This window comes from Pseudomonas acericola (SeqCode), assembly GCF_053456465.1.
In genome coordinates this window covers 15,439-39,581 of sequence record NZ_JBRFJB010000001.1, presented here as the reverse complement: position 1 = coordinate 39,581, position 24,143 = coordinate 15,439, and the positions used below count along the sequence as shown (strand labels likewise).

26 protein-coding genes and 1 tRNA gene are annotated in these 24,143 nt (G+C 59.3%); 3 read left to right on the top strand and 24 right to left on the bottom strand.

Annotation, left to right across the window (positions count from 1 at the left end; translation table 11 throughout):
* Nucleotide 1: 1 nt before the first annotated feature.
* The 18 genes from bamB to trmJ form a co-directional block, all read right to left on the bottom strand.
* Nucleotides 2-1,153, bottom strand: a complete 1,152-nt coding sequence (gene bamB, locus ACU688_RS00195) for an outer membrane protein assembly factor BamB (protein WP_257780305.1) — start codon at nucleotides 1,151-1,153, stop codon at nucleotides 2-4.
* On the bottom strand, nucleotides 1,146-1,787 hold the full coding sequence (locus tag ACU688_RS00190; protein ID WP_257780304.1) for a YfgM family protein: 642 nt from the start codon (nucleotides 1,785-1,787) through the stop codon (nucleotides 1,146-1,148). Before ACU688_RS00190 ends, bamB begins: the two co-directional genes overlap by 8 nt.
* A 41-nt stretch (nucleotides 1,788-1,828) precedes the next feature.
* The gene (gene hisS, locus ACU688_RS00185) at nucleotides 1,829-3,118 is read right to left on the bottom strand and encodes a histidine--tRNA ligase (RefSeq protein WP_017736817.1); all 1,290 of its coding nucleotides are present in this window, start codon (nucleotides 3,116-3,118) and stop codon (nucleotides 1,829-1,831) included.
* A gap of 23 nt (nucleotides 3,119-3,141) precedes the next feature.
* Nucleotides 3,142-4,251: a flavodoxin-dependent (E)-4-hydroxy-3-methylbut-2-enyl-diphosphate synthase gene (gene ispG, locus ACU688_RS00180; RefSeq protein WP_017736818.1), complete on the bottom strand. Its 1,110-nt coding sequence runs from the start codon at nucleotides 4,249-4,251 to the stop codon at nucleotides 3,142-3,144.
* Nucleotides 4,252-4,253: 2 nt separating this feature from the next.
* Complete coding sequence (locus ACU688_RS00175) at nucleotides 4,254-5,252, bottom strand: RodZ domain-containing protein (RefSeq protein ID WP_448183242.1); 999 nt, start codon at nucleotides 5,250-5,252, stop codon at nucleotides 4,254-4,256.
* Nucleotides 5,252-6,010 carry a type IV pilus biogenesis/stability protein PilW gene (gene pilW, locus ACU688_RS00170; protein WP_448183241.1) on the bottom strand — a complete coding sequence of 253 codons (759 nt, stop codon included), beginning with the start codon at nucleotides 6,008-6,010 and terminating at the stop codon, nucleotides 5,252-5,254. Before pilW ends, ACU688_RS00175 begins: the two co-directional genes overlap by 1 nt.
* A 12-nt stretch (nucleotides 6,011-6,022) precedes the next feature.
* Nucleotides 6,023-7,171 carry a dual-specificity RNA methyltransferase RlmN gene (rlmN, locus tag ACU688_RS00165; RefSeq protein ID WP_017736821.1) on the bottom strand — a complete coding sequence of 383 codons (1,149 nt, stop codon included), beginning with the start codon at nucleotides 7,169-7,171 and terminating at the stop codon, nucleotides 6,023-6,025.
* Between the two features lie 29 nt (nucleotides 7,172-7,200).
* Nucleotides 7,201-7,626, bottom strand: coding sequence for a nucleoside-diphosphate kinase (gene ndk, locus ACU688_RS00160; protein WP_003175956.1), 426 nt, complete (start codon nucleotides 7,624-7,626; stop codon nucleotides 7,201-7,203).
* 88 nt (nucleotides 7,627-7,714) lie between these two features.
* On the bottom strand, nucleotides 7,715-7,915 hold the full coding sequence (gene iscX, locus ACU688_RS00155) for a Fe-S cluster assembly protein IscX (RefSeq protein ID WP_155581720.1): 201 nt from the start codon (nucleotides 7,913-7,915) through the stop codon (nucleotides 7,715-7,717).
* A 14-nt stretch (nucleotides 7,916-7,929) separates the two neighbouring features.
* Nucleotides 7,930-8,271: an ISC system 2Fe-2S type ferredoxin gene (fdx, locus tag ACU688_RS00150; RefSeq protein WP_017736823.1), complete on the bottom strand. Its 342-nt coding sequence runs from the start codon at nucleotides 8,269-8,271 to the stop codon at nucleotides 7,930-7,932.
* 3 nt (nucleotides 8,272-8,274) lie between these two features.
* On the bottom strand, nucleotides 8,275-10,137 hold the full coding sequence (gene hscA / locus ACU688_RS00145; protein WP_448183240.1) for a Fe-S protein assembly chaperone HscA: 1,863 nt from the start codon (nucleotides 10,135-10,137) through the stop codon (nucleotides 8,275-8,277).
* A 53-nt stretch (nucleotides 10,138-10,190) separates the two neighbouring features.
* Nucleotides 10,191-10,712 (bottom strand): co-chaperone HscB, encoded by a 522-nt coding sequence (gene hscB / locus ACU688_RS00140; protein ID WP_038848811.1) that lies wholly within the window; start codon nucleotides 10,710-10,712, stop codon nucleotides 10,191-10,193.
* A gap of 8 nt (nucleotides 10,713-10,720) precedes the next feature.
* Nucleotides 10,721-11,044: an iron-sulfur cluster assembly protein IscA gene (gene iscA, locus ACU688_RS00135; protein WP_191950490.1), complete on the bottom strand. Its 324-nt coding sequence runs from the start codon at nucleotides 11,042-11,044 to the stop codon at nucleotides 10,721-10,723.
* A 28-nt stretch (nucleotides 11,045-11,072) separates the two neighbouring features.
* The gene (gene iscU, locus ACU688_RS00130) at nucleotides 11,073-11,459 is read right to left on the bottom strand and encodes a Fe-S cluster assembly scaffold IscU (protein WP_010565229.1); all 387 of its coding nucleotides are present in this window, start codon (nucleotides 11,457-11,459) and stop codon (nucleotides 11,073-11,075) included.
* Between the two features lie 99 nt (nucleotides 11,460-11,558).
* Nucleotides 11,559-12,773 carry an IscS subfamily cysteine desulfurase gene (locus tag ACU688_RS00125; protein WP_017736827.1) on the bottom strand — a complete coding sequence of 405 codons (1,215 nt, stop codon included), beginning with the start codon at nucleotides 12,771-12,773 and terminating at the stop codon, nucleotides 11,559-11,561.
* Between the two features lie 50 nt (nucleotides 12,774-12,823).
* Nucleotides 12,824-13,315 carry a Fe-S cluster assembly transcriptional regulator IscR gene (gene iscR / locus ACU688_RS00120; protein ID WP_003194020.1) on the bottom strand — a complete coding sequence of 164 codons (492 nt, stop codon included), beginning with the start codon at nucleotides 13,313-13,315 and terminating at the stop codon, nucleotides 12,824-12,826.
* Between the two features lie 299 nt (nucleotides 13,316-13,614).
* Nucleotides 13,615-14,397: a serine O-acetyltransferase gene (cysE, locus tag ACU688_RS00115; protein WP_017736828.1), complete on the bottom strand. Its 783-nt coding sequence runs from the start codon at nucleotides 14,395-14,397 to the stop codon at nucleotides 13,615-13,617.
* Between the two features lie 2 nt (nucleotides 14,398-14,399).
* The gene (gene trmJ / locus ACU688_RS00110) at nucleotides 14,400-15,170 is read right to left on the bottom strand and encodes a tRNA (cytosine(32)/uridine(32)-2'-O)-methyltransferase TrmJ (protein WP_026136796.1); all 771 of its coding nucleotides are present in this window, start codon (nucleotides 15,168-15,170) and stop codon (nucleotides 14,400-14,402) included.
* A 145-nt stretch (nucleotides 15,171-15,315) separates the two neighbouring features.
* Here trmJ and suhB point away from each other — a divergent pair, with 145 nt between their 5' ends.
* Nucleotides 15,316-16,131 (top strand): type III secretion system regulator SuhB, encoded by an 816-nt coding sequence (suhB, locus tag ACU688_RS00105; RefSeq protein WP_003175971.1) that lies wholly within the window; start codon nucleotides 15,316-15,318, stop codon nucleotides 16,129-16,131.
* 208 nt (nucleotides 16,132-16,339) lie between these two features.
* Here the strand turns inward: suhB and ACU688_RS00100 are convergent, their stop codons facing one another.
* The 6 genes from ACU688_RS00100 to queA form a co-directional block, all read right to left on the bottom strand.
* Nucleotides 16,340-16,882, bottom strand: a complete 543-nt coding sequence (locus tag ACU688_RS00100) for a glycine zipper 2TM domain-containing protein (protein WP_017736830.1) — start codon at nucleotides 16,880-16,882, stop codon at nucleotides 16,340-16,342.
* Between the two features lie 123 nt (nucleotides 16,883-17,005).
* Complete coding sequence (gene secF / locus ACU688_RS00095) at nucleotides 17,006-17,920, bottom strand: protein translocase subunit SecF (RefSeq protein ID WP_120449815.1); 915 nt, start codon at nucleotides 17,918-17,920, stop codon at nucleotides 17,006-17,008.
* Nucleotides 17,921-17,929: 9 nt separating this feature from the next.
* Complete coding sequence (gene secD / locus ACU688_RS00090) at nucleotides 17,930-19,798, bottom strand: protein translocase subunit SecD (RefSeq protein WP_448183239.1); 1,869 nt, start codon at nucleotides 19,796-19,798, stop codon at nucleotides 17,930-17,932.
* Between the two features lie 62 nt (nucleotides 19,799-19,860).
* Nucleotides 19,861-20,199, bottom strand: a complete 339-nt coding sequence (gene yajC, locus ACU688_RS00085; protein WP_003175975.1) for a preprotein translocase subunit YajC — start codon at nucleotides 20,197-20,199, stop codon at nucleotides 19,861-19,863.
* 43 nt (nucleotides 20,200-20,242) lie between these two features.
* Nucleotides 20,243-21,358 carry a tRNA guanosine(34) transglycosylase Tgt gene (gene tgt / locus ACU688_RS00080; RefSeq protein ID WP_167655194.1) on the bottom strand — a complete coding sequence of 372 codons (1,116 nt, stop codon included), beginning with the start codon at nucleotides 21,356-21,358 and terminating at the stop codon, nucleotides 20,243-20,245.
* Nucleotides 21,359-21,363: 5 nt separating this feature from the next.
* A complete protein-coding gene (gene queA / locus ACU688_RS00075) occupies nucleotides 21,364-22,413 on the bottom strand; it encodes a tRNA preQ1(34) S-adenosylmethionine ribosyltransferase-isomerase QueA (RefSeq protein WP_207040539.1) in 1,050 nt (349 codons plus the stop codon).
* A gap of 108 nt (nucleotides 22,414-22,521) precedes the next feature.
* Here queA and ACU688_RS00070 point away from each other — a divergent pair.
* Nucleotides 22,522-22,606, top strand: a tRNA-Leu gene (locus ACU688_RS00070).
* 165 nt (nucleotides 22,607-22,771) lie between these two features.
* Nucleotides 22,772-24,013 carry a tyrosine-type recombinase/integrase gene (locus ACU688_RS00065; protein WP_448183238.1) on the top strand — a complete coding sequence of 414 codons (1,242 nt, stop codon included), beginning with the start codon at nucleotides 22,772-22,774 and terminating at the stop codon, nucleotides 24,011-24,013.
* Nucleotides 24,014-24,143: the final 130 nt, after the last annotated feature.

The window sequence follows — 24,143 nt, the reverse complement described above, 5'->3', positions numbered from 1 at the left end:
CTTACTTGATGGTCAGGGCTTCCAGCTTGCCGCTGTTGCCAAACACATAAAGCATGTTACCCACGACCAGCGGACGAGCACGCAGGCCGTCGCTGTCGATACGCTCACGACCGACAAAGCGACCGTCCACCTGGCTCAGCAGGTGCAGGTAGCCTTCGAAATCGCCAACCGCGACGTAGCTGGAGAAGACTTCCGGTGCCGACAGTTGACGGCGGGCCAGCGAGTCGTTGCTCCACAGTGCAGTGGTGGAACGCTCGTCGACACTTTCAACGGTGCCAGACGCCAGGCTTACGTAGACGCTGCCAAACCCTTGGGCGACACCGGCGTAGCTGGAAGCATCACGCTGCCAGTTCACACGACCGCTCTGCAGGTCCAGCGCCGCAACGCGGCCCTGGTAAGTGGCGACGTAGAGGGTTTCACCCGACAGCAGCAAGCCACCGTCGATGTCCACTACGCGATCCAGTTCGGAACGACCTTGCGGGATAGCCACACGGGTTTCCCAGGCCGGCACGCCGTTCTGGGTATCAAGGGCGACTACTTTACCGGTGGACAAGCCTGCAACGGCCAGATTGTTGGTCACAACCGGACCACTGGTACCGCGCAGGGTCAGCACCGCAGGGGTACTGTCGTACAACCAGCGCTGCTGGCCGGTGCTGGCGTCGAGGCCGATCACACGGTCATCCTGGGTTTGCACCACGACGATATCGCCGTTGGTGGCAGGCGGTGCGAGGACTTCACTGGTCACGCGAGCGCGCCATTTCTCTTCACCGGTGCTGGAATCCAGGGCCACGACTTCGCCTTTCAGCGTGCCGAGCATCACCAGGCCGTAACCCACGCCAACGGCGCCGGATACAGGCAGTTCAAGGTCTTTCTTCCACTTCACGTCGCCGTTCATGCGATCCATGGAGATCACAACACCGGTCACGTCAGCGGCCACAATGTTGTCACCGTCGATTGCCGGTACCAACATGTTGTAGGTGTCACCCTGGCCGTCACCGATGGAGCGGCTCCACTGCTTTTGCAGGACCACTTCTTCCTTGAAGCTGGTCAGCTCCGCAGGCGGCAGTTCTTTTTTACTGTTGCTGCTGCAACCCGCGGCCAGAACGGCCAGAGCCAGCAATGCTGCATGTTTCCAACGGATCACGTCACGCATCCCCTTTGGCCAAGTCGTCCAGCTTGATTTGTAAGCCACCGACCGCCGCTTCATCAGACAGCGCCGCCTTGGCTTTTTGGTACGCAGCATTGGCTTCGTCGGTACGACCCAATTGGACCAACAGGTCGCCCTTGAGCTCTTCGCGAGTGGCTACAAATGCCTTGTCAGCATCGCCTTCGAGCAGTTTGAGTGCTTCGTCGGCCTTGTTCTGTGCCGCCAGTACCTGAGCCAGGCGCTGACGTGCGATTTCACCCAGGGTCGGGTTGGTCGGCTTGTCGGCGATGGCCTTCAGCTCGAAAGCGGCGTCATCCAGCTTGCCGGTATCGACCGCGACTTTCGCGACGAACAGGCTGCCATATTGGGCGTAGGTGCTACCGCCAAATTCGTTTTTCAGCTTGCCGGCCAGGTCTGCAACCTGTGCAGGGTCGGGCTTGCCGTCCGGCGTCAGGGTGGTTTCCAGCAATTGCTGATAGAGGATCGAGGCGCCTTGGGACTGGTTGGCCTGATACTTGTGCCAGGCTTGCCAGCCGAACACCACCACTAAAGCCAGCAGACCGCCAGTAACCAGGGGCTTGCCGTTACGCTGCCACCAGTCCTTGAACTCGGCCAGTTGATCATCATCAGAACTCGACACCCCAATACTCCTTAATCGCTAAATTCGGCTGTTCGACAGCTTCAACCCTGCACGACGCAGGTGGCCAAGTGCGCAGCGAGCGCATCAAAGGCAATGTTCTGTTGCTCGCCCTGGCCACGCAGGGGTTTGAAACCTATCACTTGCTGGGCCAGTTCGTCATCGCCGAGGATCAGTGCATACAGCGCACCGCTCTTGTCAGCCTTCTTGAACTGGCTCTTGAAGCTGCCGGCGCCGGCATTGACTTGCAGGCGCAGGTTCGGCAGTTGGTCGCGGACCTTTTCGCTCAAGGCCAGGGCGGCCAGTTCGGCGGCCTCGCCAAAGGCGCAGAGGTACACATCCACCTGACGGGAGATTTCTTCCGGGACTTTTTCCAGGGTTTCCAGCAGCAGGATCAGTCGCTCGATGCCCATGGCAAAGCCCACGCCAGTAGTCGGCTTGCCGCCCATCTGCTCGACCAGGCCGTCGTAGCGACCACCGGCACACACGGTGCCCTGGGCGCCGAGTTTGTCGGTGACCCACTCGAACACGGTCTTGCTGTAGTAGTCGAGGCCACGCACCAGCTTGGTGTTGATCACGAACGGGATACCGGCGGCATCCAGGCGGGCCTTGAGGCCCTCGAAGTGAATGCGCGACTCGTCGTCCAGGTAGTCGGCCATTTTTGGCGCGTCCACCAGCACGGCTTGGGTATCGGCGTTCTTGGTATCGAGGACGCGCAGCGGGTTGGTTTTCAGACGGCGCTGGCTGTCTTCGTCCAACTTGTCCAGGTGGGCCGACAGGTACTCGACCAGGGCCACTTTGTAGCGGCCGCGGGATTCGCTGGTGCCCAGGCTGTTGAGTTCAAGCTTGACGGCGTCGCGGATGCCCAGCAGGCCCCACAGGCGCCAGGTCAGCACGATCAGCTCGGCGTCGATGTCCGGGCCATCGATATTGAAGACTTCCAGGCCGATCTGGTGGAACTGGCGATAGCGGCCTTTCTGTGGACGCTCGTGGCGGAACATCGGACCGATGTACCACAACTTCTGCGGCTGGCCAGCACCGGTGAGACCATGCTCCAGCACGGCGCGCACGCACGCGGCAGTGCCTTCCGGACGCAGGGTCAGGGAATCGCCGTTGCGGTCTTCAAAGGTGTACATTTCTTTTTCGACGATGTCGGTCACTTCACCGATGGAGCGCTTGAACAGCTCGGTGAACTCGACGATCGGCATGCGGATCTGCTTGTAACCGTAGTTATCCAGCAGGCGCGCGACGGTGCTCTCGAAGTAGCGCCATAGCGGCGTCTGCTCCGGCAGGATGTCGTTCATGCCGCGAATGGCTTGCAGAGACTTGCTCACATCAAATCCTTAAATTCGTTCAATCAGCCGCGCGCGATCAGCGCTGCGTCAGCCGCGACCTTTTCGGCCGCTTTCTGGCGGATCAGTCTTTCGAGCTCATCCACCAGATTGTCATTCGTTAACTTCTGCGCCGGCTTGCCGTCGATGTAGATCAGGTTCGGTGTACCGCCGGTCAAGCCCACATGGGCTTCCTTGGCTTCGCCAGGCCCGTTGACCACACAACCGATCACCGCGACATCCAGTGGCACCAGCAGGTCTTCGAGGCGCAATTCCAAGTCGTTCATGGTTTTCACCACGTCGAAGTTCTGCCGCGAGCAGCTCGGGCAGGCAATGAAATTGATACCACGGGAACGCAAACGCAGGGATTTGAGAATGTCGTAACCGACTTTCACTTCCTCTACCGGGTCAGCTGCCAGCGAGATGCGAATAGTATCGCCAATCCCTTCGGCGAGCAGCATACCGAGACCCACCGCAGATTTCACTGTGCCTGAGCGTAAACCGCCGGCTTCGGTGATACCCAGGTGCAACGGTTGCACGATTTCCTTGGCCAGCAGGCGGTAGGCTTCTACCGCCATGAACACGTCGGAGGCCTTTACGCTGACCTTGAAGTCCTGGAAATTCAGGCGTTCCAGGTGTTCAACGTGGCGCAGCGCGGACTCAACCAGCGCCGCCGGGGTGGGCTCGCCGTATTTCTTTTGCAGGTCTTTTTCCAGGGAACCGGCGTTGACGCCGATGCGGATTGGAATGCCACGGTCGCGGGCGGCGTCGACCACGGCGCGCACACGGTCTTCGCGACCGATGTTGCCCGGGTTGATCCGCAGGCAATCCACGCCCAGCTCGGCTACACGCAACGCGATCTTGTAGTCGAAGTGGATGTCGGCAACCAACGGCACCTTGACCAGCTGCTTGATGCGGCCGAAGGCTTCGGCGGCGTCCATGTCCGGCACGGAGACGCGCACGATGTCGACGCCGGCCGCCTCCAGACGGTTAATCTGGGCAACGGTGGCGGCTACGTCATTGGTGTCGCTGTTGGTCATGCTCTGTACCGCGATGGGGGCATCGCCACCCACCGGCACGGAGCCGACCCAGATCTTGCGCGATACGCGACGTTTGATTGGAGATTCGCCGTGCATGACTATTGTCCCAACTTCAGGCGAGCGGTCTCGCCACTGGTGAACGGCGCCACGTCCACAGGCTGGCCGTTGTAGGCCACTTGCGCGCCACGGGCAAAGCCCAGACGCAGCGTCAAAGGAGGCTTGCCGCCTTGGTCGAGCGTATCTCCCTTACGCTTCAGACCGCTAAACAGCACCTTGCCATTGCCATCGGTGACTTGCGTCCAGCAGTCAGCAATGAAAGTAACTTGCACGCGGCCATCACCGGCGATCAACGCTGGGGTGGTCGGCGGGGAAATGGCTGGAGCGGCCGGGGCGGCTGGAGCAGGCGCTTGTACCGGTGCGGCTGGCGTATGGGCCTGGGCAACGGAGGCAGCCGGGGTGTGAGCCGGAACGGCCGGTGTCACGGGAGCCGGTACGGCGGCAGTTGCGGCAGGCGCCACTTCCGGTGCTGGTTGCTCGGCAGTGACCGGCGTTTCAGGTGCTGCCTGGCCTTGCGCGACGGCCTGGTCTTCCGGCTCGTCCAACGGATGAATCTGCGTGGTGCCGTCGGCACTTTCGACTTCGACGTGCTCCATGGCGTTGCTGGTCAGGTCCTTGGTGCGCTGGGAAGTCTGGTCTTGCCACCAGACAAAACCGCCGCCAATCACGGCGATCAGCAGCAACAGGCTGACAATGCGCAAAATCGTGTGGGAAACCCGTACAGGCTCTTCAATACGGCCCAAGCCGTGGACATTGCTGCCCTGGGAGTCGGTGCCGGTGAACTGGTCGAACTCCTGGACCAGTACGGCCTGGTCAATGCCCAGCAACTTGGCATAGGCGCGGATGTAGCCACGGGCGAAGGTGTGCCCAGGCAACTTGTCGAACGCGCCGGCTTCCAGGTTGCCCAGGGACGTGGTGGTCAAATTGAGCTTGAGGGCCACTTCTGCCAGCGACCAACCATTGCTTTCGCGGGCCTGACGCAAGGTGTCGCCTGGGTTTACGCGATTAGCTGCTACAACTTCCGGGTGCGCCGCTTTCATCATTGCTCCGACAGGTATTGCTGATATTCCGGCGTACCGGGATAGAGTCGTTCGAGTTGCTGGCCAAAACGTGCGGCCGTGTCGTGTTCTTCATGAACCATCGCCAGGCGCACGCCGAGCAATAGACTACGTGCATTTTGCCCGCTGAGCAGGCTAAAACGCTCGTAATAGTCACGTGCCGGCACATAATGCCTGTCATCAAAGGATAACTCAGCCATTTCGAGCAGTGCCCGCGGCTGACGGCCATTCAAATGCAGGGCTTTTTCCAACTGCTGGCGAGCGCTGTCGCGCTGGCCAAGGCGCATCGACGTCACCCCAAGGTTCTCGAAGACACGGGAACGCTCAGGATAAAGGGTATCGGCACTGGCTTGCTGGAAATAAAGGGCGGCCTGGTCAAAACGTTTCTGCTCGAACAGGAAGCTGCCGTAGTTGTTCAGCAGCCGAGGGTCGGCAGGTCGAGAGGCCAGCGCCTTGCGGAAATAGTGGTCGGCCAGGTCAGGCTCGGCCTGGGCCTGGAACACCAGGGCCAGCGCGGCATTGGCGTCGGCATCGTTGCTGTCCAGCTCAAGGGCCTTCTTCAGCGGCACCTTGGCCTGCTCGCCCATGCCTTGTTGCAGGTAACCCAACCCCAGTTGCACATAGGCAACTCGCGCCTCATCACGGCCTTTACCGGTTTGCAAAGGGCTGTCATGGCCCGATGAAACACAACCGGCCGCGAGACCGGTAACAAGCAAAAGCAGCGCAAGGCGCAAGGGCATAGAGATCCTCTCTCAGATTCGATTCACAGCAATCAGCGGCAAATCGTCGGCGGCATTCGCTTCGCGCCCGGCGATGTAACGCTCACTGCGGCGGGTGCGGTCCATCACCTGCCCGACCAATTGGCCACAGGCGGCGTCGATGTCTTCACCACGAGTGGTGCGGACGGTGACGTTGTAGCCCGCCTGGTGCAGTTGATCCTGGAAACGGCGGATGGCGTTGTTGCTCGGCCGCTCGTAGCCAGAATGGGGAAACGGGTTGAACGGGATCAGGTTGATCTTGCACGGGGTGTTCTTGAGCAACTCGATCATCTCGACAGCGTGCTCAACCTTGTCGTTGATGTCCTTGAGCATTGTGTACTCAATGGTCAACACGCGTTTCTCGCCCAAGGTCGCCATGTAACGCTGGCAGGATTCGAGCAGCATCTTAAGCGGATACTTCTTGTTGATCGGCACCAATTGGTTACGCAATGCGTCATTGGGTGCGTGCAGCGACAACGCCAGGGATACGTCGATGTGCTTGGCCAGCTCATCGATCATCGGCACCACGCCGGAGGTCGACAGGGTCACGCGGCGCTTGGAGATGCCGTAGCCCAGGTCGTCCATCATCAGGTGCATGGCCGCGATGACGTTGTCGAAGTTCAGCAGCGGCTCACCCATGCCCATCATCACCACGTTGGTGATGGCACGGTCGACGGTTGCCGGGACGCTGCCAAAGGATTTGTTGGCAATCCACACCTGGCCGATGACTTCGGCGGCGGTGAGGTTGCTATTGAAGCCTTGCTTGCCAGTGGAGCAGAAACTGCAATCCAGGGCACAGCCTGCCTGGGACGAAACGCACAAGGTGCCACGTTTGCCCTGGGGAATGTACACGGTCTCGACGCAGCTGCCGGACGCCACGCGCACCACCCACTTACGGGTGCCGTCGCTGGAGATGTCCTCGCTGACCACTTCTGGACCACGGACCTCAGCAATGGCCTTGAGCTTGTCGCGCAAGGCCTTGCTGACGTTCGTCATGGCATCGAAATCGTCGACGCCAAAGTGGTGAATCCATTTCATTACCTGACCGGCACGGAAACGCTTCTCCCCGATTGAGTCGAAGAATTTCTCCATTTCCGGCTGGGTGAGACCCAGCAGGTTGGTTTTAACAGTCGATGTAGTCATGGATTCACCCTCACTCTTTAAGCCAATGCTTAGCGAGCGGTTACTTCAGTAGCAGCGAAAAAGTACGAGATTTCGCGAGCAGCAGCGGCTTCGGAGTCCGAACCGTGTACAGCGTTGGCGTCGATGGATTCAGCGAAGTCAGCACGGATGGTGCCAGCAGCAGCTTCTTTAGGGTTGGTAGCGCCCATCAGCTCACGGTTCAGAGCGATAGCGTTTTCGCCTTCCAGAACCTGAACAACAACAGGACCGGAGATCATGAAGGCAACCAGGTCGCCGAAGAAACCACGAGCGCTGTGCTCAGCGTAGAAGCCTTCAGCTTCAGCTTTGGACAGTTGCTTGAGTTTCGAAGCTACAACCTTCAGGCCGGCTTTTTCGAAACGAGTGGTGATCTCGCCGATGACGTTTTTAGCAACAGCGTCAGGCTTGATGATGGAGAAAGTACGTTGAACAGCCATGGTGTAACTCCAGAAACGGTAATTTACGAAAAATTAAACCCGCGAATTATACGCGGGTTATTGGGTATTGCCTAACCTGCGGGGACGATCAGTCGATTTCTTCGATCCAGAGCGCCTGGACCGCTTCCAATACCTTCTCGCCACAGCGGCCAGAAGTATTGTCGAAATCAGGCAGCTCCATGATCCAGCGCTGCAGATCAACGAAGTTGACCGTCAGCGGGCTCACGTCCGGCTTGGCTTCAGCGAGCTCTTCAGCAATGCGCTGTACATCATTCCAACCATAACTCATGACAGTTCTACCAATCAGTGCGGCGCTTCGGCCGCATGGTTGAGCGAATATTTCGGAATTTCGACAGTAATGTCTTCGGTCCCGACCTTCGCCTGACAGCTTAGGCGCGAATGCGCCTCCAGGCCCCATGCGCGATCAAGAAAGTCCTCTTCCAACTCGTCAGCCTCTTCCAGGGTGTTGAAGCCCTCGCGAATGATGCAGTGACAGGTGGTGCAGGCGCAGACGCCGCCGCAGGCACTTTCGATCTCGATGTGGTTATCATGGGCGACTTCGAGGATGGACTTGCCGGTCTCAGCCTCCACGACCATACCATCCGGGCAATGCTCGGCGTGTGGCAGAAAAATGACCTGCGGCATTAATTATTCCTCGATTTCATTCAGGTTGCGTCCCGCCAGGGCGGCTTTCACCGTCTGGTCCATGCGGCGGGCAGCGAAGGCATCGGTCACTTGCGACAGACGCTTGGTCTGCTGCTCGATGGCATAACCATCGGTGCCTTTCATCAATTCGGCCAGCTCCTGCATCTGCAGGTCGATGACCATGCGCTCTTCGGCGTCCAGCAGGCGCTCGCCATCGACCTCAAGAGCGCCCTGCACGGCTTCGAGCAAGCGCTGGGCATCCACTTGTTGCTCACGCAATACACGGGCGACCTTGTCGTCGCCGGCGTACTGGAACGAGTCCTTGAGCATCTTGGCGATCTCGCCATCGGTAAGACCGTAGGAAGGCTTGACCTGGATGCTGGCTTCAACGCCCGAACCCAGCTCACGCGCCGCAACGCTAAGCAGGCCATCGGCGTCGACCTGGAAGGTCACGCGAATCTTCGCCGCACCGGCCACCATCGCCGGAATGCCGCGCAATTCAAAACGCGCCAGGGAGCGGCAGTCGCTGATCAGCTCGCGCTCGCCCTGCAGCACATGAATCATCATGGCCGTCTGGCCATCTTTGTAAGTGGTGAAGTCCTGGGCGCGGGCAACGGGGATGGTGGTGTTGCGTGGAATCACCTTCTCCATCAGGCCGCCCATGGTTTCCAGGCCCAGGGACAACGGAATCACGTCGAGCAGCAGCAGCTCGCCACCGTCGCGCTTGTTGCCGGCCAGGGTGTCGGCCTGGATCGCGGCGCCGATGGCGACCACTTGATCCGGGTCGATTTCGGTCAATGGCTCACGACCAAAGGCCTCGGCGACGGCTTCGCGAACACGCGGCACGCGGGTGGAACCACCGACCATGACCACGGCACCGACATCTTCCAGCTCGATACCAGAATCACGCACGGCACGGCGACAGGCTTTCAGGCTGCGGGCGACCATCGGCTCGATCAACGAATCGAAGGCTTCGCGAGTCAGTTGGGCAGACCAGTTGCCGTAGGAAACTTCAACGGATGCAGCATCGGTCAGCGCTTCTTTAGCGGCGCAGGCGGTTTGCAGCAAGTTGCGCTGCGCGCCTGGGTCCAGGTCGGCGGACAAACCAGCACTGCTGATGATCCAGCCAGCGATGGCGTGGTCGAAGTCATCGCCACCCAGGGCGCTGTCGCCGCCGGTGGCCAGCACTTCAAACACACCGCCGGTCAGGCGCAGGATCGAAATATCAAAGGTGCCGCCGCCCAAGTCGTAGATCGCGACCAGGCCTTCGGCATGCTGGTCCAGACCGTAGGCCACCGCAGCAGCGGTCGGTTCGTTGAGCAGGCGCAGCACATTCAGGCCGGCGAGTTTCGCCGCATCCTTGGTGGCTTGGCGCTGGGCATCATCGAAATAGGCCGGAACGGTGATCACCGCGCCCACCAGTTCACCGCCCAACGTGGATTCCGCACGCTGGCGCAGAACCTTGAGGATATCGGCCGACACTTCCACCGGGCTTTTCGGACCCTGGACGGTATCGATGAACGGCATGTGGGATTCGCCGCCGACAAAGCGGTACGGCAGCTGGTCGCCCAATTGCTTGACGTCGGACAACCCACGACCCATCAAGCGCTTGACCGACAGCACGGTATTCAAGGGATCGGCAGACGCCGCCAATTTGGCCGACTCGCCGACTTCGGTGCGGTCCGCGTGATAACGCACGGCAGACGGCAGGATCACCTGGCCATCGGCGTCGGGCAGCGGCTCGGACAGGCCGCTGCGCAAGGCAGCAACCAGGGAATTGGTGGTGCCCAGGTCAATCCCGACCGCCAGGCGACGCTGGTGCGGTTGTGGGCTTTGGCCGGGTTCGGCGATTTGCAGTAGGGCCATGGTAATCAGGTCTTATCTGTCTATCAGGCGTGCATCACGGGCAGCACACGGGGTTAATCGTCGAGGCGCTCTTCTAGCTGGCGCACTTCGTAGGTGAGCTTGTCGAGGAACTGCATGCGCCGCATCAGGCGTTCAGCCTGTTCACGTTGCGCTGCATCATCCCAACAGGCTGCGAAGCTTTCGTTGAGCTCATCCTGGGCCGTTTTCAGACGACGCTTGAAGACTGCGACACCCGCCAGATCGGCTTCGTCCTGCAAGTCTTCGAGTTCTTCGCGCCACTGCATCTGCTGCATCAGGAAGTCGGGGTCATGCACAGTGACTTCCAGCGGCAGCTCTCCACCGTTCATCGCGAGCAGGTAACGCGCGCGCTTGGGCGGATTTTTCAGGGTCTGATAAGCCTCGTTGAGGCTGGCCGACTTCTCCAGAGCAACACGTTGCTCGCGCTCGGAGGCGTCAGCAAAGCGGTCTGGATGCACCCCACGCGCCAACTCTCGGTAGCGCGTGGCAAGCTGCTCAAGGTCCAGCCGAAAGCTCGGCTGCAGCTCGAATAAAGCGAAATGACAAGGAGTACCCACGAATAGCCTCAGATGTTGAAGCTTTCGCCGCAGCCACATTCACCGCGTACGTTGGGGTTGTTGAACTTGAAGCCTTCGTTCAACCCTTCCTTGACGAAATCGAGCTCGGTGCCGTCCAGGTAGGCCAGGCTTTTAGGGTCGATGATCACTTTTTCGCCGTGACTTTCGAACACCTGGTCTTCCGCAACCACCTCGTCGACGAACTCCAGCACATAGGCAAGGCCGGAACAGCCCGTGGTGCGTACACCCAGACGAATCCCCTCACCTTTACCGCGCCCATTCAGGGAGCGGCGAATGTGCTGCGCAGCCGCTTCTGTCATGCTGATAGCCATCGTTGACTCCTTACTCGTCGCCAAATGCTTAGATCAAGCCTTTCTTCTGCTTGTAGTCGCGAACGGCCGCCTTGATGGCGTCTTCAGCGAGTACGGAGCAGTGGATTTTCACTGGCGGCAGGGCCAGTTCTTCGGCCAGCTGGGTGTTGCTGATGGTGACAGCCTCATCCAGGGTCTTGCCTTTCATCCATTCGGTCGCCAGGGAGCTGGAGGCGATGGCCGAACCGCAGCCGTAGGTCTTGAACTTGGCGTCTTCGATAACGCCCGCTTCGTTGACCTTGATTTGCAAGCGCATCACATCGCCGCACGCCGGAGCGCCGACCATGCCGGTGCCGACATCCGGGTCTTCCGCGTCCATCTTGCCGACGTTACGCGGGTTTTCGTAGTGGTCGATGACCTTTTCGCTGTAAGCCATGGTACTGAATCCTCACTCATCAGGGCCGCTCTGGAACCCTGTAGACACGCCTGCGTTTTCCGCCACGTGCCTACAGAGCTGGGGTGGCGGCTTCTATATTTAGTGTGCCGCCCACTCGATCTTGGAAATATCGACACCGTCTTTGTACATGTCCCACAGTGGCGACAGGACGCGCAGCTTGTTCACCGCTTCGCAGACTTTCTGCGCGGCGTAGTCAACTTGCTCTTCGGTGGTGAAACGGCCGAACGTAAAGCGGATCGAGCTGTGCGCCAGTTCGTCGTTGCGGCCCAGGGCGCGCAATACGTACGAAGGCTCAAGGGACGCCGAGGTGCAGGCCGAACCGGACGAAACCGCCAGGTCCTTGAGCGCCATGATCAGCGACTCGCCTTCAACGTAGTTGAAGCTCAAATTCAGGTTGTGCGGTACACGGGCGGTCATGCTGCCGTTGATGTACAGCTCTTCAAGGTTTTCGACCTGTTTGTAGAAACGGTCGCTGAGCGCCTTGATGCGAATGTTTTCGGCAGCCATGTCTTCCTTGGCTACGCGGAAGGCTTCACCCATGCCCACGATCTGGTGGGTCGCCAGGGTGCCCGAACGCATGCCGCGCTCGTGACCGCCGCCGTGCATGGTGGCTTCGATGCGCACGCGCGGCTTGCGGCTCACGTACAGGGCGCCGATGCCTTTAGGGCCGTAGGTCTTGTGGGCAGAGAACGACATCAGGTCGACTTTCAGCTTCGACAGGTCGATGTCGACCTTGCCGGTGGACTGAGCAGCGTCGACGTGCAGCAGGATGCCCTTGGAACGGGTCAGCTCGCCAATGGCCGCGATGTCGTTGATGGTGCCGATTTCGTTGTTCACGTGGATCACGGAAACCAGGATGGTGTCTTCACGCAGCGCGGCTTCGATCATGGCCGGGGTGACGATACCGTCGGTGGTCGGCTCAAGGTAAGTTACCTCGAAACCTTCACGCTCCAGTTGGCGCATGGTGTCGAGGACAGCCTTGTGCTCAATCTTGGTGGTGATCAGGTGTTTGCCTTTGGTCGCGTAGAAATGCGCCGCACCCTTGATTGCCAAGTTGTCGGATTCGGTAGCACCGGAGGTCCAGACGATTTCGCGTGGATCGGCGTTAACCAGATCGGCGACTTGGCGACGAGCGTTCTCGACCGCTTCCTCGGCTTTCCAGCCAAACACGTGGGAACGGGAGGCCGGGTTGCCGAAGTTTCCGTCAACCAGCAGGCATTCGCTCATCTTTTGCGCTACACGCGGATCAACCGGGGTGGTCGCAGAGTAATCAAGGTAAATCGGCAATTTCATGGACTTTCTCCTAAATCAGGCTGGCTGGCGTGCCGTTAGCTCTTCGGCTGTCACTCGACGGCGGACGCTTCAATCTTGTCCAGACGCGGCGCCTTGGTGTTGCAACGGCGCTGGTCCTGACGCTGGGCTACTTCTTGCACCTCACGGCGAGTCACAAGATCAGCCAAGCTGATACCACTCAAAAACTCATGGATCTGCAGGCTCAAGTCACACCACAGGTGGTGTGTCAGGCAGGTGTCGCCGGCGTGGCAATCACCCAACCCCTGGCACTTGGTGGCATCGACGGATTCGTTGACCGCGTCGATCACCTGGGCGACCTGGATGCCCTGCATATCGCGGGAAAGCTGATAGCCACCCCCTGGCCCACGCACGCTGGAAACCAGATTGCTGCGGCGCAACTTGGCGAACAGCTGCTCAAGGTAGGACAGGGAAATGCCTTGGCGCTCGGAGATATCGGCCAGGGACACCGGCCCAGTTTGCGCGTGCAAAGCCAAGTCGAGCATGGCAGTCACCGCGTATCGGCCTTTTGTAGTCAGTCTCATGGACAAGTACCAAGGTGTTTCAGAATGGGAGCGAGTATGCGATTCCCGAGTATTTAAGTCAACTATAAGACCTAGTACTTTAGTCAGGATTACCCGTAAAAAGGGCGCGCGAATCATAGCAGGATGGGGTGGGAACGAACAGCAGCTTCAGGCCTGGACAGGGACTGCGAGACCAATGGAGATCAAATGTGGGAGCTGGCTTGCCTGCGATAGCGGTCTGCCAGCTTACTTGTAGGTAGCTGACCCACCGCTATCGCAGAAAAGCCAGCTCCCACAGGGTTATGTATCAGCCTTTGGAACTAGCCAGCCTTGGTGGCGGCTTCATCCTTGATCTCAGCGAAGTCTTCTTCGCGCAGTTCAGGCAAATCCTTGGCGCAATAGGGACTACCCAGATCCTTCAAGGCGCCGCACATGCCATCCAGCTTGCCATCGACCGCTTGCAGATGATCGAGCAACTGGCCAATGGCGCGCGCCACAGGGTCGGGCATGTCTTCACTGACGCCATAGGCATCGAAGCCGATCTTCTCGGCCATGGCCTTGCGCTTGGCTTCCTGCTCGTCGCCGACTTCCGGCTTGACGATAATCCGCCCAGGAATGCCGACAACCGTCGCACCAGGCGGCACGGCTTTGGTCACCACGGCGTTGGAACCCACCTTGGCGCCCGCACCAACCGTGAACGGACCGAGCACCTTGGCGCCCGCCCCTACCACCACGCCATCGCCCAGTGTCGGGTGGCGCTTGCCTTTGTTCCAACTGGTGCCGCCAAGGGTGACGCCCTGATAGAGCGTCACATCGTCGCCAATTTCGGCGGTCTCGCCGATCACGATGCCCATGCCATGGTCGATAAAGAAGCGGCGCCCCACCTTGGCACCTGGATGGATCTCGATCCCGGTCATCCAGCGACCAAAGTTCGACACCAGCCGCGCCAGCCATTTCCAGCCCATGCCCCACAGGGCGCCGGACAGGCGGTGAATCCAGATGGCGTGCATGCCCGGATAGCAGGTCAGCACTTCAAAGGCGTTGCGCGCCGCCGGGTCACGGTGGAAAACACTCTGGATATCTTCTCGCAGACGCTCGAACATTTTTAATCCTTCCGCTTTAGAAGCTCGCCACGGGCCGCTTTCTGGGTTTCCGTGAGGATGCCACGCAATATATTCATTTCCGCTCGGCTGACCGAGCTACGCCCGTACAAGCGACGCAGGCGCGCCATCAAGTGCCGTGGTTTTTCAGGATCGAGGAATTCGATGGCCACCAGGGTTTGCTCCAGGTGCTCATAGAACCGCTCCAGCTCATCCATGGTGGCCAGTTCGCCACTTTTGGTCGACGCCACTTCGTCCTTTTCCACTTTGCTTGGCTGGCCTTCGGCGGCCAGCCAGGCCATGCGCACTTCGTACGTCAACACCTGCACCGCTGCCCCGAGGTTCAGCGAACTGAACTCAGGGTCTGATGGAATGTGCACGTGGTAATGACATCGCTGCAGCTCGTCGTTGGTGAGGCCGGAGTCTTCACGGCCGAACACCAAGGCGATTTCAGCGCCGCCAGCAGCTTCCTCCACCACTTTGGTGCCGCACTCACGCGGGTCCAGCAGCGGCCAGGGAATGCGACGGTCGCGGGCGCTGGTGCCCAGGACCAGGTTGCAGCCGACCAACGCATCTTCCAAGGTGGCGACAACCTGGGCTTTTTCCAGGATGTCATTGGCGCCGGAAGCGCGAGCATCGGCCTCGTGATGCGGGAACACGCGTGGTTCGACCAGCACCAGGCGCGTCAGCCCCATGTTTTTCATGGCTCGCGCCACCCCACCGATATTGCCGGGATGACTGGTATTGACCAAGACGACACGAATGTTTTGCAGCAAGGGAGGCGCTCTCGGACACGGGAAAGGGGAGCAAATCTTACAGAACCGCCTAAGGTTATGCCATGAAAGCTAACGTCGTCCTTCACCTGAAGAAAGTTTCTGCTAGAATGCCCGGCTTTCTTTAACAACCTTAGGTGACACATCCATGCAGCCCATGCTGAATATCGCGCTGCGCGCCGCCCGCAGCGCCAGTGAATTGATCTTCCGCTCCATCGAGCGCCTGGATACCATCAAGGTCGACGAAAAAGACGCCAAGGATTATGTATCCGAGGTGGATCGCGCCGCCGAGCAGAAAATCATCGACGCGCTGCGCAAGGCCTACCCGACCCACGGCATCCTCGGTGAAGAAACCGGCCTGCACAAAGGTAGCGGCGAAGGCGAAGACTACCTGTGGATCATCGACCCACTGGATGGCACCACCAACTTCCTGCGCGGCATCCCGCACTTTGCCGTGAGCATCGCGTGCAAATACCGCGGTCGCCTGGAACACGCTGTCGTACTCGACCCAGTTCGCCAGGAAGAATTCACCGCCAGCCGTGGCCGTGGCGCCCAGTTGAATGGTCGTCGCCTGCGTGTCAGCGGCCGCACCAGCCTGGACGGCGCACTGCTGGGTACCGGCTTCCCGTTCCGTGACGACCAGATGGACAACCTGGAAAACTACCTGGGCATGTTCCGCGCCCTGGTTGGCCAGACCGCCGGCATCCGTCGCGCTGGCGCAGCAAGCCTGGACCTGGCCTACGTTGCCGCCGGCCGGTTTGATGCGTTCTGGGAATCGGGCCTGTCCGAGTGGGACATGGCTGCAGGCGCCCTGCTGATCCAGGAAGCAGGCGGTTTGGTGAGCGACTTCACCGGCGGTCACGACTTCCTTGAAAAAGGCCACGTGGTTGCTGGTAACACCAAATGCTTCAAGGCAGTCCTGACGGCGATCCAGCCGCACCTGCCGGCTTCGCTGAAGCGCTAAGCGAGCGAGCGAGCACAAAAAAGCACCCTTCGGGGTGCTTTTTTATGCCTGTAGGATTGTGGTAACGCACCACTATCAACAACAAATACCAAATGTGGGAGCGGGCTTGCTCGCGAAAGCGGTGGTTCAGTCAATAAATCTGCTGACTGACACTGCGCCTTCGCGAGCAAGCCCGCTCCCACATTTTGAACTGCACCAGGCTTATGGATTACTGCTGGTTCTGGCCGAGAATCAGACGACCTTCTTTGTCGACCGGAATCTGGCTACCAGGGTCGCGCTCCATACGCACGGAGCCTTCCTTGCCATCCAGGTTGTAACGCACGTCATAACCGACAACCTTGTCGCTGATGTCGTTCACGGTGTTACAACGGGTTTGCGTGGTGGTGTAGGTATCGCGGTTCTGCATGCCCTCCTGAACCTTGTTACCGGCGTAACCGCCACCGACGGCACCGGCTACAGTCGCCAGCTTCTTGCCATTACCGCCACCGACCTGGTTGCCCAGCAGGCCACCGGCCAGCGCACCGACCACAGTGCCGACGATTTGATGCTGATCCTGCACCGGCTTCTGCCGGGTCACGGCGACATCCTTGCAGACTTCCCGTGGCGTCTTGATCTGGGTTTTCACCGGCTGCACTGCCAGCACTTGCGCATACTCAGGGCCGCTTTTTACCAGGCTATAGGTGGCAAAAGCACCCCCGGCAGTCACACCGACAGCACCCAATACCGCACCCACCAGTAACGACTTGTTCACATGAACCTCCTGACCATCACAAACGGACGGAAACGTCCGCGCTATACCCAGCCTTGGAGCAAAAAAAAAGGCACGAGTTCAATACTCGTGCCTTTCTTGTAACAGCGGATCAACAACTGCCCATCAAGGGCGGTCGTCGACCTCCTTGCCGGTAGCGGCAGGAGGGATCAGGTCTTCGCTGTTGAGGTTCAGCCAGATCAGCACCACGTTGGCGATGTAGATCGACGAGTAGGTGCCCGCCAGAACACCGATGAACAGCGCCAGGGAGAAGCCCCACAGGTTGTCGCCACCGAAGATCATCAGCGCAGCAATCGCCAGCAAGGTGGAGATCGACGTCGCCATGGTCCGCAGCAGGGTCTGGGTGGTGGAGATGTTGATGTTCTCGATCAACGACGCCTTGCGCAGTACGCGGAAGTTCTCACGAACCCGGTCGAATACCACGATGGTGTCGTTGAGGGAGTAACCAATGATCGCCAGCACGGCCGCCAGTACGGTCAGGTCGAAGGTGATCTGGAAGTACGCCAGGATACCCACGGTGACGATCACGTCGTGGATCAGCGAGACAATCGCGCCGACGCCGAACTTCCACTGAAAGCGGAACGCCAGGTAGATCATGATGCCGACCAGCGCCATCAGCATGCCGAGGCCGCCCTGGTCGCGCAGTTCTTCACCCACTTGTGGGCCGACGAACTCGACGCGCTTGACCGACGCAGGGTTGTCGCCGCCGACCTTCTGCAAGGCCTCAGCTACCTGGTGACCCAGTTGCGGGTCTTCGCCCGGCATACGCACCAGCAGGTCGGTGGTTGCACCGAAGCTCTGCACGATGGCTTCGTGATAGCCAGCCTTGACCAGCTCATTGCGCACCAGGGTAACGTCGGCAGGCTTCTCGTAGGTCAGCTCGATGAGCGTACCGCCGGTGAAGTCCAGACCGTAGTTCAGGCCCTTATGGAACCAGCTGAACAACGCCAGAACGGTAAGGAGCACAGTGACGCCGAACGCAACGTTGCGAACGCCCATGAAGTTGATTGTACGTAACATGGCAGCCCCTTAAATCCACAACTTCTTGAAGTCACGCCCGCCATAAATCAGGTTGACCATTGCGCGGGTCACCATGATGGCCGTGAACATCGAGGTAAAGATACCGAGGGACATGGTTACCGCAAAACCCTTGACCGGGCCGGTACCCATGGCGAAGAGAATCCCGCCGACCAGCAAGGTGGTCAGGTTGGAGTCGAGAATCGCGGTAAATGCCCGGCCGAAGCCTTCGTTGATTGCACGCTGTACGGTCATGCCGTTGGCGATCTCTTCACGGATCCGCGAGAAGATCAGTACGTTGGCGTCTACGGCCATACCCATGGTGAGCACGATACCGGCGATACCTGGCAAGGTCAGCGTAGCACCCAGCAGCGACATCAGGGCCAGCAGCATCACCATGTTGCCCGCGAGGGCCACGGTGGCGATGATGCCGAAGAAGCGGTAGATGGCGATGATGAACAGGGACACGAACAGCATGCCCCACAAGGCTGCGTCGATACCTTTGGTGATGTTGTCAGCACCCAGGCTCGGGCCGATGGTGCGTTCTTCAGCGAAGTACATCGGAGCCGCCAGGCCACCAGCACGCAGCAGCAGTGCCAGCTCGGACGACTCACCCTGGCCGTTCAGGCCAGTGATGCGGAATTGAGCACCCAGCGGCGACTGGATGGTCGCCAGGCTGATGATCTTCTTCTCTTCCTTGAAGGACTGCACCGGCACGTCTTTCTCGACGCCGTTGACGATCTGCTTGGTGTAGGTGGTCACCGGGCGCTGCTCGATGAAGATCACCGCCATGCTGCGACCGACGTTGCTGCGCGTGGCGCGGCTCATCAGTTCGCCGCCATGGCCATCCAGGCGGATGTTCACTTCAGGGGTACCGTGCTCGCCGAAACCGGCCTTGGCATCGGTGACCTGGTCGCCCGTGATGATCAGGCTGCGCTCGATCAATGCAGGAGGACGGTTGCCTTCGCGGAACTCGAACTCTTCGGAGGTGGCCTTGGAAGCACCCGGCTCAGCAGCGAGACGGAACTCCAGGTTGGCGGTCTTGCCCAGGATACGCTTGGCTTCAGCAGTGTCCTGCACACCCGGCAGTTCGACCACGATGCGGTTGGCACCCTGGCGCTGAACGATCGGCTCGGCCACACCCAACTCGTTGACGCGGTTACGTACCGTGGTCAAGTTCTGCTTGATGGAGTATTCGCGGATTTCCGCCAGCTTGGCCGGGGTCATCGCCAGACGCAGTACAGGTTGACCGTTGAGGTCGGCCGGTACGATGTCGAAATCGGTGAAGTTCTTGCGGATCAGCGCACGAGCCTGTTCACGGGAAGCTTCATCAGAGAAGCCCAGCTGAATGGCACCGTTGAGCTGCGGCAGACTGCGATAACGCAGTTTCTCTTTGCGCAGCAGGCTCTTCACGTCGCCTTCGTAGACTTTCAGACGCGCGTCGAGGGCTTTGTCCATGTCGACTTCCAGCAGGAAGTGCACACCACCGGACAAGTCCAGACCCAGCTTCATCGGGTGCGCGCCAATGCTGCGCAGCCATTTTGGCGTGGTCTGTGCCAGGTTGAGCGCGACTACGTAGTCGTCACCCATGGTCTTGCGCACGACATCCTTGGCCGGCAGTTGGTCTTCTTGCTTGGTCAGGCGCAACAAGCCGCCCTTCGCATCAGCCGCCAACGTTGCCGCCTTGACCTGGATACCCGCGTCGGTGAGCGCTTTGCTCGCGCGTTCCAGATCAGCCTGATTGACCTGCAGCGAAGTGCTGGCGCCAGTGATCTGGATCGCCGGGTCATCAGGATAGAGATTGGGAGCGGAATAAATAAAACCGATCGCCAGCACCGCCAGGATCAGTACGTATTTCCACAGAGGGTATTTGTTCAGCATCACGCCGCCCGCTTATGACGCGGGGCGCCTTGCGCGCCCCGTCGATTGGTAAAGGTTGTTACTCAGATCGCTTTCAGCGTGCCTTTTGGCAGCGTGGCGGCGATGGCGCCCTTCTGGAACTTCATTTCTACGGTGTCGGAGACTTCCAGTACCACGAAAGCGTCGGAAACCTTGGTGATCTTGCCGGCGATGCCGCCAGTGGTCACGACTTCGTCACCTTTCTGCAGGCTGCCCAGCAGGTTTTTCTGCTCTTTGGCGCGCTTGGCCTGTGGACGCCAGATCATCAGGTAGAAGATGACCAGGAAGCCGACCAGGAAAATCCACTCGAAACCACCGCCCATAGGGCCGGCAGCAGCAGGCGCAGCGGCGTCAGCCATGGCGTTAGAGATAAAAAAGCTCATTTAGCACTCCAGTTGCAAATAGTGAATCTTAGGGTCGGAAAACTCAGTCCAAGGGCGGCACAGGAAGCCCGCGCTTGGCATAGAAGGCATCGACGAAGGCGGCCAATGTACCCTGTTGAATAGCCTCGCGCAAACCAGCCATCAGGACTTGGTAGTGACGCAAATTGTGGATGGTATTCAACATGCTACCCAGCATTTCCCCACACTTGTCCAGATGGTGCAGATAAGCACGGGAGAAGTTCTGGCAGGTGTAGCAATCACAGGTGGGATCCAGCGGCGAATCATCATGGCGATGGAACGCGTTACGGATCTTCAGCACGCCTGTGTCGATGAACAGATGCCCGTTGCGGGCATTACGGGTTGGCATCACGCAATCGAACATGTCCACACCGCGGCGCACACCCTCTACGAGATCTTCCGGTTTGCCAACGCCCATAAGGTAACGAGGTTTGTCAGCCGGCATCAGGCCTGGCAGATAATCCAGCACCTTGATCATCTCGTGCTTGGGTTCGCCCACCGACAGACCGCCGATGGCCAGGCCGTCAAAGCCGATTTTGTCGAGACCTTCCAGCGAGCGCTTGCGCAGGTTTTCGTGCATGCCGCCCTGGACGATGCCGAACAGCGCAGCCGTGTTGTCGCCGTGGGCGTTCTTCGAGCGCTGGGCCCAACGCAGGGACAACTCCATGGAAATCCGCGCGACGTCTTCATCGGCCGGGTACGGCGTGCATTCGTCGAAAATCATCACGATGTCGGAACCCAGGTCGCGCTGCACCTGCATCGACTCTTCGGGACCCATGAACACTTTGGAACCGTCCACCGGCGAGGCGAAGGTCACGCCCTCTTCCTTGATCTTGCGCATGGCGCCCAGGCTGAACACCTGGAAACCGCCGGAGTCGGTGAGGATCGGGCCTTGCCACTTCATGAAGTCATGCAGGTCGCCATGCTTCTTGATCACTTCCGTGCCCGGGCGCAGCCACAGGTGGAAGGTGTTGCCGAGGATGATCTCGGCGCCGGTGGCGACGATATCCCGCGGCAGCATGCCCTTGACGGTGCCGTAGGTGCCAACCGGCATGAACGCCGGGGTCTCCACGGTGCCGCGCGGGAAGGTCAAGCGACCGCGACGGGCTTTGCCGTCGGTGGCGAGCAATTCAAACGACATACGACTCATAGTTGTTCCTCTGGGCCGCGTGGCGCCGGGTTACGGGTGATGAACATCGCATCACCGTAGCTGAAAAAACGGTACTCGTTAGCGATGGCAGCTTGGTAAGCGGCCATGGTTTCCGGGTAACCGGCAAATGCCGAGACCAGCATCAACAGCGTGGATTCGGGCAAATGGAAGTTGGTGACCAGGCAATCGACCACATGGAACGGACGGCCCGGGAAGATAAAGATATCGGTGTCGCCACTGAACGGCTTGAGCACGCCATCACGCGCCGCGCTTTCCAGGGAGCGTACGCTGGTGGTGCCTACAGCGACCACTCGTCCGCCACGGGCCTTGCAGGCCTCTACGGCATCGACGACTTCCTGGGTGACTTCCAGCCACTCGCTGTGCATGTGGTGGTCTTCGATGTTATCCACACGCACCGGCTGAAACGTACCGGCCCCCACGTGCAGGGTCACATAGGCGGTCTCGACGCCCTTGGCGGCGATCGCATCCAGCAGCGGCTGGTCGAAATGCAGGCCGGCAGTCGGTGCAGCGACTGCACCGAGACGCTGGGAGTAAACCGTCTGATAGCGTTCGCGGTCCGAGTCTTCGTCGGGGCGGTCGATGTAGGGCGGCAGCGGCATATGGCCGACACGCTCCAACAGCGGCAAGACCTCTTCAGCGAACTTGAGCTCGAACAACGCGTCATGGCGAGCGACCATCTCGGCTTCACCACCACCATCGATCAAGATGGAGGAACCCGGTTTCGGCGATTTGCTGGAGCGCACATGGGCCAGCACGCGATGGCTGTCCAGCACGCGCTCCACCAGGATTTCCAGCTTGCCGCCGGAAGCTTTCTGGCCAAACAGCCGCGCCGGAATCACCCGGGTATTGTTGAACACCATCAGATCGCCAGGGCGCAAATGCTCAAGCAAATCAGTGAATTGACGGTGTGCGAGGGCACCGCTGGGCCCGTCCAGGGTCAGCAGTCGACTGGCGCGACGCTCGGCCAAAGGGTGGCGAGCGATCAGCGAATCAGGGAGCTCAAAAGTAAAGTCAGCAACGCGCATGATGGAGTTCGTCTAGCAGGGCCGGGAAGTCTAGCGGAAATAGTGAAAATTGACCATGAAAGGTGATTGACCAACGGTAATCTCATCTCTATACTTCGCCGCCATTGAGCCCTGATGGCGGAATTGGTAGACGCGGCGGATTCAAAATCCGTTTTCGAAAGGAGTGGGAGTTCGAGTCTCCCTCGGGGCACCATATAGCAGTATCTGAAAGTCTCTACCAGACTCTCAGACCCAGAGAAACCGGCCACTTGAGCCGGTTTTTTTGTGTCTGGCTATCTACCTCTGTATCCCCTTGTCCGTTGTATCCCTGTATCCCTGCTTGTATCCTGAGAAAAATGCCGAACTTTGGGATACAAGGATGAAGCGCGCAGATATCAAGCGCCGCCCTCTCGCAGACACGACGCTTGCGGGGCTGGAGCCAGAATCAAAGGAATACAGGGAGCTGGATGGAAACGGCCTCTACTTCAGGGTCAAACCTGATGGTGGGAAATCCTGGCAGCTCCGCTACAAACGTCCGGCGGGCAATTGGGCCTGGATGGGGCTCGGGGGTTACCCGGAAGTAAGCGGTGCGTTGGCAAGGGACAAAGCTGCCGATCTACGCAAAGTAGTGAGTAGCGGTGCCGATCCCCTTGAACAAAAGCGATCCGCGAAAGCTGCTATCGATGCGGCCAAAACCCGCACCTTTCGAGCTGCCGCTGATGCTTGGCTCAAAGCGAAAGAGGAAAAGGGTCTCGCATCCTCCACCCTCAACAAAATCCGCACCTACCTCGACAAGGACATACTCCCGGCACTGGGAGACAAGCCTCTAGACGAAATCACACGCACCGATTGCGCAATGCTTCAGGCATCCATCGAAGCCCGGGACGCACACAACGTGGCTGAAAAGTGTCGCACCTGGATAAATCAAATCTTCGGGCGTGCCATCGGATTAGGCCTGACTGAAAACGATCCGGGTAGCCGCCTTCGCGATATTGCGGCCCAAGCCCCTAAGACTCAGCAGCATCCACATTTGCTGGAGCCTGAACTGGGTGAATTTCTCCAGGCACTCAAAAATACACCGGCCAGATTGACTGCTCGTACTGCGGCTTGGCTATGCGTATGGACAGCATCGCGACCGGGCATGGTCCGCTTGGCTGAATGGAAGGAGTTTGACCTGGATAAAGCCATTTGGACCACGCCTGCCGCCAAGATGAAGATGCGTCGTGATTTTGTCTGCCCCCTTCCCCACCAAGCAGTTGCAGCGCTGAAAGAGCTGCATTGCTTAACCGGACGGAGTCGCTGGCTCTGCCCCGGAGTCGGAGCCAAAAATCCAACCATTAGCGAAAACACGATCAATAAAGTCTTCGCCACCATTGGCTATAAAGGCCGTCTAGTTGGACACGGTACTCGGCACACCGCGAGTACTCTGCTTCGAGAACATGGTTGGGCGAAAGAACATGTTGAAGCGCAGCTTGCTCACAAAGAGGAAGGTATTTCGGGGGTATACAACAAGGCTCAATACCTTGAGCAACGCGTAAAGATGATGCAATGGTATGCAGATCACCTTGATGCGCTAGCTGCAGGAAATCTGGTGCAAAGGCAGTTTGGAAAAGCAGTCTGACAATCAGGTCGCTCCCCTCCTAAAAACCAGTGTAACGGGTGTTACAGGTGTAACGACTCAACTTAACTTACTGATATTATTGGTTTTTTAAACCGCAACACTTAGTAATGGGTGAACGTACACGAGGTGT